The sequence below is a fragment of the Ruegeria sp. AP12 genome, assembly GCF_056540025.1.
This window is the reverse complement of the sequence record NZ_JBQFVZ010000168.1, coordinates 1-818: the sequence shown is the minus strand read 5'-3', so window position 1 is coordinate 818 and position 818 is coordinate 1. Positions and strand designations below refer to the sequence as shown.

Genomic DNA, 818 nt, shown 5'->3' with positions numbered 1-818 from the left:
TTCGAAGATTTCGAAATTGGCGCCATTGCCGCAGCGTACCAGCCGCATCGTCGGGATCTCAGCCTTGGCGTCCACGTTCAGATGGTCCGCCATCCAAGTGCTGTCACCGCCCGAGAACGGTCCCAATGGGTAGAACACATTGCAACCGATGACGTCCTGAAAGAAGGTGACAGCCTCATCAACGCTCGGGACTGTAAATCCCACGTGGTCTGTGCCCGTCATTCCCGGCAAGGAACTGCCAGCAAGTGCGCCCGTTCCTAATGCTGTGACTGCGGCCGTCAGTGCGAGAGTTTTCATGGATCAATCCTCCTTGTTCGACTGCGCGCCAATCACAAGACGACGGCGCACGGGGAATATTTGAAGTCCGGTTTTCTCAGAGATCAGCCCCCAGATACCGCGCGGGGCGAAGAGCATGACGGCGATCCCGATCAGACCAAGCACCATGAGGTACCAAGAGCCGTAGTCGGCCAGCAGGCTTTGCAGGATGAAGAAGATCAGCACGCCCAGGATTGGGCCTTCGATGGTGCCGATGCCTCCGATCACGACGATGAAAATCACGTAAGCCGTCCAGTCGGTGACCGAGAACGCCGCATCCGGAGAGATGCGCAGTTTCTGCACATAGATCAAAGCACCGGTCAGCCCGGTTCCTGCGGCTGAGACCAAGTAGACCAGCCATTTCATCCGAACCGCATCGACGCCGACGGATTTCGCTGCTTCGACATTGTCGCGTACCGCAGCCAATGCCAGCCCGCGCTTCGTTCTGAGCAGCCAGTAGATGCCCGCAATCGTTGCGATCACCAGCGCCAAGGCCAGCCAGT

2 protein-coding genes are annotated in these 818 nt (G+C 58.3%); both read right to left on the bottom strand.

Going from position 1 to position 818, the window contains the following annotated elements:
- Positions 1 to 297 (bottom strand): VOC family protein (locus ACR0E6_RS22030; protein ID WP_480587358.1); only part of this gene is annotated, 297 nt, incomplete at its 3' end.
- Between the two features lie 3 nt (positions 298 to 300).
- On the bottom strand, positions 301 to 818 hold a 518-nt coding region (locus tag ACR0E6_RS22025), incomplete at its 5' end, for a branched-chain amino acid ABC transporter permease (RefSeq protein ID WP_480587355.1).